Below are 12,515 nucleotides of genomic sequence, written 5' to 3'. Positions count from 1 at the left end.
GTCAGCGTTGCTGGACGCGCACCGCCCGGAGCGTCGGTGGGGCGGCGCGCTCGGTGGTGGCTTCGGGCGCCGTGCGGGCGCCGGGGAGGTCGGGGGCCTGGCCGGTACGGGCGGCGAGCTGGTCCTCCACCGCGTCGAGGAACTCGTCGACCTCCCGCTCGTCGTAGCCGCGCTTACCGATCAGCGGCTTCGCGAACATCACGTGGTGCACTTCGGCGGCGGTCAGGTCGTCCTCGTCGGCGAGCGTCTTGGCGATCCGCCGGATGAACGCGTCCACCTCGTGCTTCGCGTAACCACGGCGGCCGATCGGGGCGTGACCGAAGGTGACCTCGGCGAGGTCTTCGGCGGTGAACGACATGGAACTCTCCGATTCCGGGGTAGGGCGGGTGCGAACTCCCGTACACCGTCCTAACCCGTGAACAGGCTGCCCGAAAGGGGCTGACCCCAACCTCACCCCGACGGGCGGGCCCGCGCCCGCCTTCGGGTGAGCTTGCGCTACTCAGCGCTGTGTGTCCGGGTTCACACCGTGACACCCGACAAGAAGTGCTGTCAGCCGCGCCCGAACCACTTCCGGGGCCCCTGCGGCCGCCGCTCCTCCTCGACCTCCGCCGGCCGCGGGTTGCGCAGCTCCACCAGCGCCGCCTCGGCCTCGTCGAGGAACAGGTCGACCTGGGCCTGGTCGTAGCTGCGCATGCCGACCGGCATGATCGTGAACTCGACGTAGTGGATGTCGTCCGGCGTGAGGATGTTCCGCCCGGCCAGCGCCTCCGCGATGAGGTCGAGGAAGGCGTCCACCTCGTCCTCGTTGTAGCCGCGCCGGCCGAACCGGGGCTTGCCGAAGGCGATCGACCGAGCTTCGTCGGGGGTCATGGCTTCACCTCGCCACCCATGTCAGCCCGCGTGGAAGGAGTTCTGCGCGGCGGCGAGGCCGGTGCCGATCAGTGCTTCGGTCGCGTCCGCGCACCGGTCCACCTCCAACGGGAGTTCTTTGCGCTCGACCGTCGAAAAGTCCTTCAGCACGAAGTCCGCCGGGTCCTGGCGGCCGGGTGGGCGGCCGATGCCGAACCGCACCCGGTAGTAGTCGCGGGTGCCCAGCGACTTCGAGATCGAGCGGAGTCCGTTGTGGCCGTTGTCGCCGCCGCCGAACTTCAGCTTCAGCGTGCCGAAGTCGACGTCGAGCTCGTCGTGCACCACGACGACGCCGGACGGCTCGATCTTGTAGAACTTCGCCGCGCCGGCCACCGGCCCGCCGGAGAGGTTCATGTACGACCGCGGCTTCACCAGCACCACGCGGCGGCCGGCCAGCCGGCCCTCGAGGACTTCGCCGCCGGACTTGTGCGTCTTGAACTTGCCGCCGATGCGGGCGGCCAGCTCGTCCAGCACCATGAACCCGACATTGTGCCGGTTTCCGGCGTACTGGGGTCCGGGATTGCCGAGGCCGGCGAGCAGGATCAGCTCGCCGGCCCCAGGCAGGTCTTCCGTCATGCGGCGATGTTATTCGGCCGCTTCGGTGGGCTCTTCGCCCGCCTCGTCCTCGTCGCCGGCCTCTTCACGCTGCGGCTCGTTGACGGCCACGACGAGCGACTCCGGGTCGGTGACCAGGGTCGCGCCCTGCGGCAGCTCGACCTGGCCGGCCAGCACCTGGGAACCGATCTCGAGGCCCTCGATCGAGACCTCGAACTGCTCCGGGATGTGCAGCGCCTCGACCTCGACCTGCAGGGTGTCGACGTCCTGGTTGACCAGGCCGCCCGGGCCGGGGTTGCCGGTCACGACGACGGGGACGTCGACGACGATCTTCTCGCCGCGCTTCACGACCAGCAGGTCGACGTGCTCGATGTAGTTCTTCAGCGGGTGGACCACGATGGTCTTGGTGAGCGCCAGCTCGACCGAGCCCTCCAGGTCCAGCGTGATGACGGCGTTCGAGCCGTTCTCGCGGACGACGCGGGCGAACTCGATCGCCGGCAGCGCGAAGTGCCGCGGGTCCGACCCGTGGCCGTAGAGGACGGCGGGGATCTTGCCGGCGCGACGCGTGCGGCGCGCGGCGCCCTTGCCGAACTCGGTGCGCGGCTCGACGGACAGACGTACCTCGGACACGGTGTGGCACTCCTTCAAATCAAAGACAGCATGCTGCGGCGGGGGAAGCCGATGTGTTCTGTTCAAGGAAGTTCCGGCGGCGAGTTTCCGGGCGTGCACGACGACGGGGGCTACTCGAGCCGCCGCGTCGATCACGCCGGGCACCCCAGAAGGGCCCCGCCTCGCCGAGACAACCTCAAGAGTGTAAACCAACCTCATCACGGTGGGTTGCGGCGGGTGCCCGGCCCAGGCTAGAACCCTCCTGGAACCCCGGTACGTGACGACACAAATCCGGTGGCGGGACAACGCCGGCCGAGGTGTGCTCGGTAGCGGGAGAGCAGGGGGCGGTAAATGCGGGCTCGAGCGAGCAGAGTGGCGGCGGTGCTGCTGCTGGGTGGGCTGCTGGCGGGCTGCCAGGTGGCGGTCGCCGGCACCGCCGGTGTCTCCGCGGCCGACCAGGCGACGGCGGACCGGCGCGCCGAGCAGCGCGAAGCGGTCGACGCGGCCCTCACGGCGCTGGGCCAGGCGCCCGCGATCGCGCTGAAGTCCACGGTGCAGGGCGCCGATCAGCAGTTCCGGATCACCCGCGGCGGCTACGCCTTCGGCGGGCTGCCGCTCGACGGCCGCTTCATCCAGGTGACGGCCGCCGCCGCCCAGTTCTACCTGCAGGCCGACGCCGACTACTGGAAGGCGCACGCCATCGACGAGGGCACGCAGTTCGGCACGAGCTGGGTGCGCTCGCTCGGCTCCGAACTGCCCTTCGACCCGGCGGCCCGGTTCGCCCCGCCGGCGCTCGCCGCCGGGCTGCGCAAGGCGCTGGCCGGGCTCGACCGGCAGGGTGAGCCGGTCAAGGCGAAGCAGCCGGACGGCACCGAGGTCTACCAGCTCGGCGCCGCGCCCAGCGTCCTGCGCGTCACGACGGCCAAGCCGAACCGCGTCGTCAGCTTCGCGCCGGTGCTGCTCGACCCGCAGAACGGCCCGAAGTACGGCGCCGAGTTCCAGGTCGCCACGCTCGCCGGGGACGCGGTGAAGACGTTCCACACCGACCTCGACGCCGCCGTCGGCGGGCTCGGCCAGCCGTTCGAGGGGCTGGTGCAGGCCAGCGCCGTCGTCACCAACGACCACCTCGACTGCAAGGACTTCGTCGGCTCCTGCACGACGACGGTCGACGTCTCCAACAGCGTCGTCGGCACGCCGGCGTCGGGGGAGAAGAGCGTCGTCCACATCACCCTCTCGGTGGAGGTCAGCGCCGAGTCGCTCGGCGCGCAGACGTGCACGACGGCCGGGGACGCGGAGCCGTACAAGACGATCCAGCTGTCCTGCGCGGTGAAGTTCAAGCTGCCCAACCGCACGGCCAGCTACCAGGTGCTGTCGAAGCCGAACGCGACGGCGGAGGTGCGCGCGGGCCTGGACGTCGACGCCGTCAAGCAGCGGGTGGCCGCGGAGTTCGCCGGCCTCGGCGGCTGACCTGGACACCTACCCCCGGGTGTGTTGCTTCCGTTGAAGTAGGTGATCTTCCGTTCCTACCATCGGCCGGGAAGGCCGACGACGAACGAGGAGATTCCATGGCCAAGCTGGTGGTTTTCGGAGCTACGGGGTACGCCGGAGGCAAGATCGGCGCCGAGGCGCTGCGTCGCGGACACGAAGTCGTCGGCGTCGCGCGCAACGCGGGCTCGGTCCCCGAAGGCGTCGAGGCCCGGCAGGGTTCGCTGCACGACGAGGACCTCGTCGCGCAGGTCGCGAAGGACGCGGATGTCATCGTGGTCGCCACCCCGGCCCGCGAGCTCGACGGCAAGAAGCTGATCGACGCGGTGCCGGCCCTGGCGCGGATCGCGAGCGAGAACGGCGTCCGGCTGTCGTTCGTCGGCGGCGCGGCGAGCCTGCACGTGGCCGAGGGTGGCCCGCGGCTGTTCGACACCCCGGAGTTCCCGGCCGAGTACAAGGACGAGGCCGGCAGCCACGCCGAGGTCCTCGGCCTGCTGCGCGAGCAGCCCGAGAGCCTCGACTGGTTCTACGTCAGCCCGGCCGCCGAGTTCGGCGCCTGGACCCCCGGCGAGCGCACGGGCGAGTTCCGGATCGGCGGTGACGTCCTGCTGACCGACGAGAACGGCAAGTCGCACATCGGCGGCGACGACTTCGCGATCGCGTACGTCGACGAGATCGAGCAGCCGAAGCACCGCCGCGCGCGCTTCACCGCGGCTTACTGAAGCTCTTTCAGCACGGGCGCGAAGGTCTCGAGGTTCGGCTCGAAGACCGTGATGTTGGAGAAGCCGTAGCGCTCGCGCCGGGCTTCCAGCTGCCCGGCGATCTCCTCGACCGTGCCCAGCAGGAGCTGGGGGGCGTCGAGGAGTTCCCGGGCGTCGGCGACGGCGCTGCGCTCGGTCAGTTCGTGCCACGCCTCGGCGGCTTCGAGGCGGTTGTCAGTGACTTCGACGTGCTGGACCAGCATGTTGTATTCGGGGTCGCGGCTCGTCCGGGACCGGAAGAACGCGACCCGCTCGTCCATCGCCTCGGCGTTGTCGAGCTTGAAGGTGCCCGGCGGCTTCCCGGGCTGCTGCCGGAGCCCGCCGAACCCGACGACGTCCGCGTGCTCGGCGGCCAGCTCCAGGACGCCGTCGCTGTTGCCCGCGATCAGCAGCCGCGGGTGGTCGATGCCCTCGTCCTCGAAGTGTTTCCGCAGGTAGCCGAGGCTCTCTTCGAGGCGGTCGATCCGTTCTGACGCCTTCTGCCACGGCAGCCCGGCGGCGTCGAACTCGGCCTTCATGTGGCCGGCGCCGAGGCCCAGGTCGAGGCGTCCGTCGAGCAGGGCGGCTGTCGTGGACGCTTCGCGCGCGAAGAGCGCGAGGTTGTAGAAGGGCACGTTGGAGACGAGGGTGCCCAGCCGCGGCCGTTCGGTGACGGCGGCGGCCATGGCCAGCACCGGGAACGGCGCGAAGCGGCCGGTGCCGAGGTGGTCGGGCACGGTGATGACGTCGTAGCCGAGCTCCTCGGCGCGCCGGCACTTGGCGATCCAGGCGTCCCGGGTGCCGATCTCGCGGAAGCTGACGCCGAACTTGAAGTTCCCCATGCCGGCGACGCTAGCGCCGGGAACCCCCGCCGGGCGCGGAGTTCGCGCCCGGCGGACGGGTCGTCAGGCGTTGCCGTCGAAGAGGGACGTCACCGAGCCGTCTTCGAAGACCTGCTGGATGGCCTCCGCCAGCATCGGGGCGATCGACAGCACCGTCAGCCCCGGGAACCGCTTCTCCTCCGGGATCGGCAGCGAGTTCGTCACGATGACCTCGCGCGCCTTGCACGCCGAGAGCCGCTGCGTCGCCGGGTCGGACAGGATGCCGTGCGTGGTCGCGATGACCACGTCGGCCGCGCCTTCGTCGATCAGGGCCTCGGTGGCCTTCACGATCGTGCCGCCCGTGTCGATCATGTCGTCGATCAGCACGCAGAGCTTGCCCTCGACCTTGCCGACCACGCGGTTGGCCACCGCCTGGTTGGGCTTGTCCGGGTCGCGCGTCTTGTGGATGAACGCGATCGGGCGGTCACCGAGGGTCTGCGCCCACTTCTCGGCCAGCCGCACGCGGCCCGAGTCCGGGGAGACGACCGTGATGTCCGCGTCGCCGTAGGTGGCCTTGATGTGGTCGGCCAGCACGGTCTGCGCCATCAGGTGGTCGACCGGGCCGTCGAAGAAGCCCTGGATCTGCGCGGTGTGCAGGTCGACGGTCATGATCCGGTCGGCGCCCGCGGTCTTGAACAGGTCCGCGATCAGCCGCGCCGAGATCGGCTCGCGGCCCTTGTGCTTCTTGTCCTGGCGCGCGTACGGGTAGAACGGCATCACCACGGTGATCCGCTTCGCGCTCGCCCGCTTGAGCGCGTCCACCATGATCAGCTGCTCCATCACGTACTCGTTGATGGGCGTGGTGTGGGCCTGGATGACGAAGGCGTCGGTGCCGCGGACGGATTCCTCGAACCGGACGAACAGCTCGCCGTTGGCGAACGTGTGCGCCGTCTGGGGGGTGATCGTCACGTTGAGGTGCTGGGCCACCTCTTCGGCGAGCTCCTTGTGCGCGCGTCCGGAGAAGAGCATCAGGTTCTTCTTCGGCGTGCCTTGCTTCGGACTCATGCTGGTGACTCCCCGTCGGTTCCTGCTGCTGAATCGGCGTCGAGGGCGGCCTGGGCCGCCTCCGCCGCGGGCGTACCTGGCCGGCGCCGGATCGCCCAGCCTTCGATGTTGCGCTGCGGCGGCGCCGACACCGCGAGTGTGCCCGGCGGGACGTCTTCGCGGATCACGGCACCCGCACCACTGTAAGCGCCGTCACCGATGTGCACCGGAGCGACGAAGGTGTTGTCCGCGCCCAACCGGACATGCGACCCGATAACGGTCCGGTGCTTGTGCACGCCGTCGTAGTTCACGAACACGCTCGAGCAGCCGATGTTGCTGTGCTCGCCGATCGTGGCGTCACCCACGTAGGTCAGGTGGGGCACCTTCGTGCCGGCGCCGATGTCGGCGGCCTTCGTCTCGACGAACGCACCCAGCTTCGCCTTGACGCCCAGCTTGGTGCCCGGCCGCAGGTAGGTGAACGGGCCGACGTTGACGCCGTCACCGAGCTCCGAGTCCGAGCCGTGCACGCGGACCACCGAGGCGCCCGCGCCGATGGTGACGTTCGTCAGCGTGCTGTCCGGGCCGACCGTGCTGCCCTCGCCGATCGACGTCGTGCCCTTCAGCTGCACGCCCGGCTCGATGACGACGTCACGGGAAAGGGTGACGCCGGCGTCGATCCAGGTCGTCGCCGGGTCGACGATCGTGACGCCTTCGCGCTGCCAGCGCTGCACGATCCGGCGGTTGAGCTCGGCGCCGAGCACCGAGAGCTGCACGCGGTCGTTGACGCCTTCGGTGAGCCACGGGTCGTCGACCACCAGCGCGCCGACGTGGAGCCCGTCGCCGTTCGCGATGCCCAGCACGTCGGTGAGGTAGAGCTCGCCCTGCGCGTTGTCGGTCGAGAGACGCGAAAGGCCGTCGCGCAGCACCGCCGCGTCGAAGGCGTAGACGCCCGAGTTGATCTCGGTGATCTCGGCCTGCTCCGGGGTGGCGTCCTTGTGCTCGACGATCCCGGTGACCTTGCCCGCGCTGTCGCGCACGATCCGGCCGTAGCCGGTCGGGTCGGCGACCACCGAGGTGAGCACGGTGACCGCGTTCTTCGCCTCGGTGTGCTCGTCGAGCAGCGCGCCGAGGGTCGCGGTGTCGAGCAGCGGGACGTCGCCGTAGCTGACGAGCACGGTGCCGGTGAGGTCGGCGGGCAGGGTCGCGAGCGCGCAGGACACGGCGTGGCCGGTGCCCTTCTGCTCGGCCTGGACCGCGGTGCCGACGGTGCGCCCGAGCGCGTCCCCGACCGCGGCCAGCCGTTCGCCGACCGCTTCGCGGCCGTGCCCGACGACCACCACGAGGTGTTCGGGGTTCAGGCCGGCGGCGGCCCGGACGGCGTGCTCGACCAGGGGCCGCCCGGCGATCGGGTGCAGCACCTTCGGCGTCGAGGAACGCATGCGGGTGCCTTCACCCGCAGCCAGGATCAACGTGCTCAGCGGGCCGGTCAACGGCGCTCCCAACGGTTACCAACAAGCGGCTTCTGTCGGGCGCCAATCCTAACTGTGCTGGATGTCAGCAATCCGACCGGCAGCCACGGCGGAAAGAGTGCCGGTGAGCGGGTCGGCTCCGGACCGTGTCCGCCTACCTTCGGCCGAATTGCTAACTGTGGTCTTCGGCGTCCCACGCGGGGTCGGTCGGCGGCGCCTCGCTCGCCCACGCGGCGGCCGGGTCCGCGGCCATCGAGTTGGCCGACGCCACCTGGTTGCCGCCGCCGCGTTTCGCCTGGTACATGGCCGCGTCCGCGCGGGCGAGGACCTGCTCGCCGCGTTCCTGCGGCCGCAGCGAGACCAGCCCGATCGACAGCGTCACGCCGTGCGAAAGGTGGTGCGGCAGGTTGGCGACGGACTTCACCGCGCGGCCGAGCGCCATCTTCGCCGCGGACGCGGGCGTGCCCGGGAGCAGGACGATGAACTCGTCGCCGCCGTAGCGGGCCACCAGGTCGTCGCCGCGCAGGGCGTCACGAAGGGTGCTCGCGACGACACGCAGCACGTTGTCGCCTTCGGCGTGCGACTGCTTGTCGTTGACGCCCTTGAAGCCGTCGAGGTCGACCAGCGCGACCGCCAGCGGTTGCGCGTCGGCCGACGAGGCGAGCTGACGCAGCTTCTCGTCCAGCGCGCGCCGGTTCGGCAGGCCGGTGAGCGGGTCCTGCAGGGCCTGCTGGGTGATCGCGCCGTGCTCGGCGGAGAGCCGTTCGTGCTCGCGGCGGGCGTTCAGCGTGGCGATCTGCGACTCGCGCAGGCTCCACATCTCCGACTCCAGGCGCCGCGCGTAGTCGATCAGCGACTCGCTGGCGCCGGAGGCGTAGTCCGGGCTCGTGTCGAGCCGGGCCAGCTCGCGGGCGATGTTCAGCCGCATGGACGGCTGCGAGGTGTCGTCCGAGATCGACTGGCGGGTGTCGCGCAGGACGGTGAGGGCCTCGCTGCGGCGGCCCTCCTTGTCCAGGCAGCGCGCCAGCGCGATCGCGACGATCTCCCGGTCGTGCCCGAACGCGCGCTCGGTGTAGAGGTGCTGCAGCCGTTCGACGTGCTCGGCGCCCGGCTGGTTCAGCGCCGGCGCCGCGGCCAGGACGCCGACCTGGTCGATCGCCGCGACGTTCGCCTTGCGCGGGAACAGCGACTCGGCGAACGGCCCTTCGGCGGCCGCCCCCATCGACGCCGCGGTGCGGAACTTCTCGGCGCTCTCGTCGTACTCGTCGATGCGCTCCAGCCGCAGGCCCCAGCCGAGCAGCATCTTGATCCGGTTGATCAGCTGCAGGGCGATGTCGTGCGGGCTCGCGCTCTCGCGGATCGCGGTGGCGGCCCGGCCGATGACCTCCTCGGCGGCTTCGTAGACGCCGAGCTGGTTGAGCACCAGCCAGCAGTCGATCAGCGTCGAGGAGAGCAGCCGGTTCCAGTTGCGCAGCCCGACCTGCCGGTCCGGGATGGTGGAGTCGTCGAGGATGGCCAGCGCCCGGGCGATCTCGGTGAGCGCGGCGTCCTCCTGCGCGGCGATCACGAGCCGGCGCCCGCGCAGCGCGTGCGCGTCGGCCCGCAGCAGGGCGATGCCGTGGCGCCGGGTGTGCGCGAGCATCTCGTCGAGCCGGGGTTCGGCCTCCGCGGCCAGGCCCTTCGTGGCCAGCCGGGCCAGCGCGGACGAGCGCAGCAGCTGGGCCACGAGCAGGGGCTCGCCGCGCCGCTGGGTCTCGTCGAGCAGCTCGTCCATCATCGCGACGATCTCGAGCTGCTGGGTGTACTCGTGCCGCTGGACCGCGGCGTTCAGCTCCCGCGCGCGCCCGACGATCCAGGCGTCGGACATCTCGGCCAGCGCGGGACGCCTGGCCGTCACCGGGTCGGTCGCCTCGTCGGTCAGCGCCAACCTCCCGGTGTCGTGGGGTTCCGGTTCCTTCTGCTGCTCCGCCGCCAGGATTCGAACCTGAACTGTCAGAACCAAAATCTGAAGTGCTGCCGATTACACTACGGCGGATCGATCCTGGTCAGGATAGCGACGATCGGGTGTCGTCCGCGCGGGGGATGCGTTATGCGCCCGTCTGCCGGGTACCCCGGTTCCGAACGACCGGTGTGAGTTCGGGCTCTCCCCAGCGGCCCGAACCTCCTGTACCGTAACTTACGGCATCGTAGGTAAGGGCGCCCTTGGTGAGAAGGCGCGCCTGTGTAGGAAGAAGTGAAGCGTATGACGGCCACGCTCGACCGTTCTCAGCCCGCCGGAGAACCTTCGGCCCCGAAGGGCCCCAAACCAGTCACCGAGGGCACGCGCGGCATGGGCGTGCAGCTGTCGGTCTACTTCGGCGTGATCGCGCCGCTGGTGGCCCTCCTGGTCGCCGTGCCGTTCGCGTGGGGCTGGGGACTGAGCTGGGTCGACGTCGGCATCTTCGTGGTGTTCTACGCGATCAGCGGGCTCGGCATCACGGTGTCCTACCACCGCTACTTCACGCACGGTTCGTTCAAGGCCAAGCAGTGGCTGCGCGTGTTCATGGCCATCGCGGGCAGCATCGCCCTGCAGGGCCCGGTGATCACCTGGGTCGCCGACCACCGCCGCCACCACGCGTTCTCCGACCGCGACGGCGACCCGCACTCGCCGTGGGCGTTCGGCACCTCGCCGTGGGCCATCGCCAAGGGCTTCTGGCACGCGCACATGGGCTGGCTGTTCGAGCGCGACCAGACCAACGCCGAGCGCTTCGCGCCGGACCTGGTGAAGGACCCGGCGATCAAGAAGGTCGACGACCTGTTCTGGCTGTGGGCGCTGGTCAGCCTGCTGCTGCCGGCCATCCTCGGCGGGCTCATCTCCTGGTCGTTCTGGGGCGCCGTGACGGCGTTCTTCTGGGCCGGCCTGGTCCGCATCTGCGTGCTGCACCACGTGACGTGGTCGATCAACTCGATCTGCCACATGATCGGCGACCGCCCGTTCAACGCCCGGGACAACTCGGCCAACTTCTGGCCGCTGGCGATCTTCTCGTTCGGCGAGTCCTGGCACAACCTGCACCACGCCGACCCGACGTCCGCCCGCCACGGTGTGAAGCGCGGCCAGATCGACATCTCCGCGCGGCTGATCTGGATCTTCGAAAAGTTCGGCTGGGTGCACGACGTCCGCTGGCCGACGCCGCAGCGCTTGGCCCGTATCACCACCGAAAAAGCCTAGTCAACTAGGCTGCCCCGATGGCGGGGAGACGACGTTCGAAGCGTGAGCAGGTCACCGGGGCGCGTCCGGCCGCCCCGGTGACCCGGGTGCGGATGACCGGGTCCGAGCGGCGTCAGCAGCTGCTGAACGTGGCCCGGGCCCTGTTCGCCGAGAAGGGTTTCGACGGCACGTCGATCGAGGAGATCGCCCACCGCGCCAACGTGTCGAAACCGGTGGTGTACGAGCACTTCGGCGGCAAAGAGGGCATCTACGCGGTGGTCGTCGACCGCGAGACGCAGCTGCTGCTCGACCGGATGGTTTCGACGCTCCACGGCGGTCACCCGCGGGTGATGCTGGAGCAGGCGGCGACGGCGCTGCTGTCCTACGTCGAGGACTCCCACGACGGGTTCCGCATCCTGGTCCGTGATTCGCCGGTGGCGAGCTCCACGGGGACGTTTTCGACGGTGCTGAACGACATCGCGAGCCAGGTCGAGCACATCCTGGCCCAGCAGTTCGGATCCCTCGGCTACGACGAGAAACTGGCCGCGCTGTATGCGCAGGCGTTGGTGGGCATGGTGGCGCTGACCGGCCAGTGGTGGCTGGACGCACGCAAGCCGAAGCGCGACGAGGTGGCCGCGCACCTGGTCAACCTGGCGTGGAACGGGTTGTCGCACCTGGAGCACAAACCGAAGCTCCGGCTGGGCTGACGGCTCCTTCCGCACTGCGGCCTCCGGCGAGCCAGGCGACGGGCCGTTGCCTGGCGTTTTCGCGGGACGCGCTGCTCATCGCAGCGGCCCGGCCTCGCGGAGGTGGTCGAAGATGAGCTGGTCCACCGCGGAAAACCGGCCGCGGTCGGCGTAGCCGAGCCACGCGACCTCTTCGATCTCGCTGCTCGCCTTCAGCGTGCCGCGGTATTCGGCGGTGTAGCAGGTCATCCGCACCAGCGTGCCCGCGGCGTGGCCGTCGGCCTGCGCTTCGAACGTCCCCGCCGCGGCGATCGAATCCGGCGTGATCGCCACATCGAGTTCCTCGCGGATTTCGCGGACGAGCGTGTCGCGGTCGGTTTCGCCGGGCTCGCGTTTGCCGCCGGGGAGGTAGTAGACGTTCTTACCGCGGGAGCGCGTGCTGAGGATCCGGCCGCCGGCCAGGTGGATCCAGGCGATCTTGTCGATCACGCCAGCGCCGCCAGCGCCTCGTCGGTCGTCAGCACCGTGCCCAGGCGCGGGAAGATCTTCGTGATGGCGTTTTCGTGCGAAATATCGGAAAGGGCCGTCATCGCGTCCGACACCGCGACCGTGTCGTAGCCGTGGTCCGCGGCCGCGCGCAGGGTCGACTCGACGCCGAACTCCGTGGCGATGCCGCCGAAGACCACCGTGCGGACGCCCGCGCCGCGCAGGAACTCGTCGAGGTCCGTGCCCGCGAAGCCGCCGATCGTGTACTTCGTGACGATCTTGTCGTCGCCGGCTTCGAAGACCAGCTCGTTGCCCGGCGGGTTGTCCGGTCGCGACACCTTCACGATCACCACCGGCGCACCGGTCGCGCGGAACGCGTCCCCAGCCGCAGTGCGTTGGCGAGGACTTCTTCGCCGCTGTACGGCGTGGTGGGCAGCGCCAGGATCCGCTCCTGCAGGTCGATCAGCACGAGTGCGGCCGTGGCCGGTTCGATCTTGCTCATCCCCCGATCGTAGGCACTAGGG

At 70.2% G+C, this 12,515-nt stretch carries 15 protein-coding genes and 1 tRNA gene; 4 read left to right on the top strand and 12 right to left on the bottom strand.

The window, feature by feature from the left end:
• Window position 1: 1 nt before the first annotated feature.
• The 4 genes from ISP_RS42580 to ISP_RS42560 all read right to left on the bottom strand — a co-directional run bounded on the left by ISP_RS42580 (window position 2) and on the right by ISP_RS42560 (window position 2,094).
• Window positions 2-358 (bottom strand): DivIVA domain-containing protein, encoded by a 357-nt coding sequence (locus tag ISP_RS42580; RefSeq protein WP_013229971.1) that lies wholly within the window; start codon window positions 356-358, stop codon window positions 2-4.
• Window positions 359-549: 191 nt separating this feature from the next.
• Complete coding sequence (locus tag ISP_RS42575) at window positions 550-870, bottom strand: DivIVA domain-containing protein (protein ID WP_013229970.1); 321 nt, start codon at window positions 868-870, stop codon at window positions 550-552.
• A gap of 21 nt (window positions 871-891) precedes the next feature.
• A complete protein-coding gene (gene pth / locus ISP_RS42565) occupies window positions 892-1,485 on the bottom strand; it encodes an aminoacyl-tRNA hydrolase (protein ID WP_013229969.1) in 594 nt (197 codons plus the stop codon).
• Between the two features lie 9 nt (window positions 1,486-1,494).
• Entirely contained in the window at window positions 1,495-2,094 is a 600-nt protein-coding gene (locus ISP_RS42560) for a 50S ribosomal protein L25/general stress protein Ctc (protein WP_013229968.1), read from the bottom strand.
• A gap of 351 nt (window positions 2,095-2,445) precedes the next feature.
• Between ISP_RS42560 and ISP_RS42555 the strand changes: the two genes are divergently transcribed.
• Window positions 2,446-3,540, top strand: a complete 1,095-nt coding sequence (locus tag ISP_RS42555) for a hypothetical protein (protein WP_013229967.1) — start codon at window positions 2,446-2,448, stop codon at window positions 3,538-3,540.
• 98 nt (window positions 3,541-3,638) lie between these two features.
• Window positions 3,639-4,280, top strand: a complete 642-nt coding sequence (locus ISP_RS42550) for an NAD(P)-dependent oxidoreductase (RefSeq protein ID WP_013229966.1) — start codon at window positions 3,639-3,641, stop codon at window positions 4,278-4,280.
• Here the strand turns inward: ISP_RS42550 and ISP_RS42545 are convergent.
• The 5 genes from ISP_RS42545 to ISP_RS42525 all read right to left on the bottom strand — a co-directional run bounded on the left by ISP_RS42545 (window position 4,274) and on the right by ISP_RS42525 (window position 9,667).
• Entirely contained in the window at window positions 4,274-5,140 is an 867-nt protein-coding gene (locus ISP_RS42545) for a TIGR03621 family F420-dependent LLM class oxidoreductase (RefSeq protein ID WP_013229965.1), read from the bottom strand. The two genes, ISP_RS42550 and ISP_RS42545, sit on opposite strands and share 7 nt — an antisense overlap.
• A 63-nt stretch (window positions 5,141-5,203) precedes the next feature.
• The gene (locus tag ISP_RS42540) at window positions 5,204-6,184 is read right to left on the bottom strand and encodes a ribose-phosphate diphosphokinase (protein ID WP_013229964.1); all 981 of its coding nucleotides are present in this window, start codon (window positions 6,182-6,184) and stop codon (window positions 5,204-5,206) included.
• Entirely contained in the window at window positions 6,181-7,653 is a 1,473-nt protein-coding gene (glmU, locus tag ISP_RS42535; RefSeq protein ID WP_014467757.1) for a bifunctional UDP-N-acetylglucosamine diphosphorylase/glucosamine-1-phosphate N-acetyltransferase GlmU, read from the bottom strand. Before glmU ends, ISP_RS42540 begins: the two co-directional genes overlap by 4 nt.
• A 151-nt stretch (window positions 7,654-7,804) precedes the next feature.
• Complete coding sequence (locus ISP_RS42530; RefSeq protein WP_013229962.1) at window positions 7,805-9,559, bottom strand: GGDEF domain-containing protein; 1,755 nt, start codon at window positions 9,557-9,559, stop codon at window positions 7,805-7,807.
• Window positions 9,560-9,595: 36 nt separating this feature from the next.
• Window positions 9,596-9,667, bottom strand: a tRNA-Gln gene (locus ISP_RS42525).
• A gap of 207 nt (window positions 9,668-9,874) precedes the next feature.
• Here ISP_RS42525 and ISP_RS42520 point away from each other — a divergent pair.
• Entirely contained in the window at window positions 9,875-10,840 is a 966-nt protein-coding gene (locus ISP_RS42520; RefSeq protein WP_013229961.1) for an acyl-CoA desaturase, read from the top strand.
• Between the two features lie 92 nt (window positions 10,841-10,932).
• The gene (locus ISP_RS42515; RefSeq protein ID WP_014467756.1) at window positions 10,933-11,526 is read left to right on the top strand and encodes a TetR/AcrR family transcriptional regulator; all 594 of its coding nucleotides are present in this window, start codon (window positions 10,933-10,935) and stop codon (window positions 11,524-11,526) included.
• 75 nt (window positions 11,527-11,601) lie between these two features.
• On the opposite strand, the gene ISP_RS42510 is transcribed toward ISP_RS42515, so the two are convergent.
• The 3 genes from ISP_RS42510 to ISP_RS42500 are packed head-to-tail and all read right to left on the bottom strand — an operon-like array spanning window position 11,602 to window position 12,493.
• Window positions 11,602-11,994, bottom strand: a complete 393-nt coding sequence (locus ISP_RS42510; protein ID WP_013229959.1) for an NUDIX hydrolase — start codon at window positions 11,992-11,994, stop codon at window positions 11,602-11,604.
• Window positions 11,991-12,344 carry an isochorismatase family protein gene (locus ISP_RS42505; protein ID WP_013229958.1) on the bottom strand — a complete coding sequence of 118 codons (354 nt, stop codon included), beginning with the start codon at window positions 12,342-12,344 and terminating at the stop codon, window positions 11,991-11,993. Before ISP_RS42505 ends, ISP_RS42510 begins: the two co-directional genes overlap by 4 nt.
• Window positions 12,338-12,493, bottom strand: coding sequence for a cysteine hydrolase family protein (locus ISP_RS42500; RefSeq protein WP_014467755.1), 156 nt, complete (start codon window positions 12,491-12,493; stop codon window positions 12,338-12,340). The genes ISP_RS42505 and ISP_RS42500 overlap by 7 nt, the downstream gene beginning before the upstream one ends.
• Window positions 12,494-12,515 lie beyond the last annotated feature (22 nt).

Source organism: Amycolatopsis mediterranei (genome assembly GCF_026017845.1).
GTDB classification, from domain to species: domain Bacteria; phylum Actinomycetota; class Actinomycetes; order Mycobacteriales; family Pseudonocardiaceae; genus Amycolatopsis; species Amycolatopsis mediterranei.
Note: the sequence above shows the minus strand (reverse complement) of the source record. Positions and strands in the feature narration are given on the sequence as shown.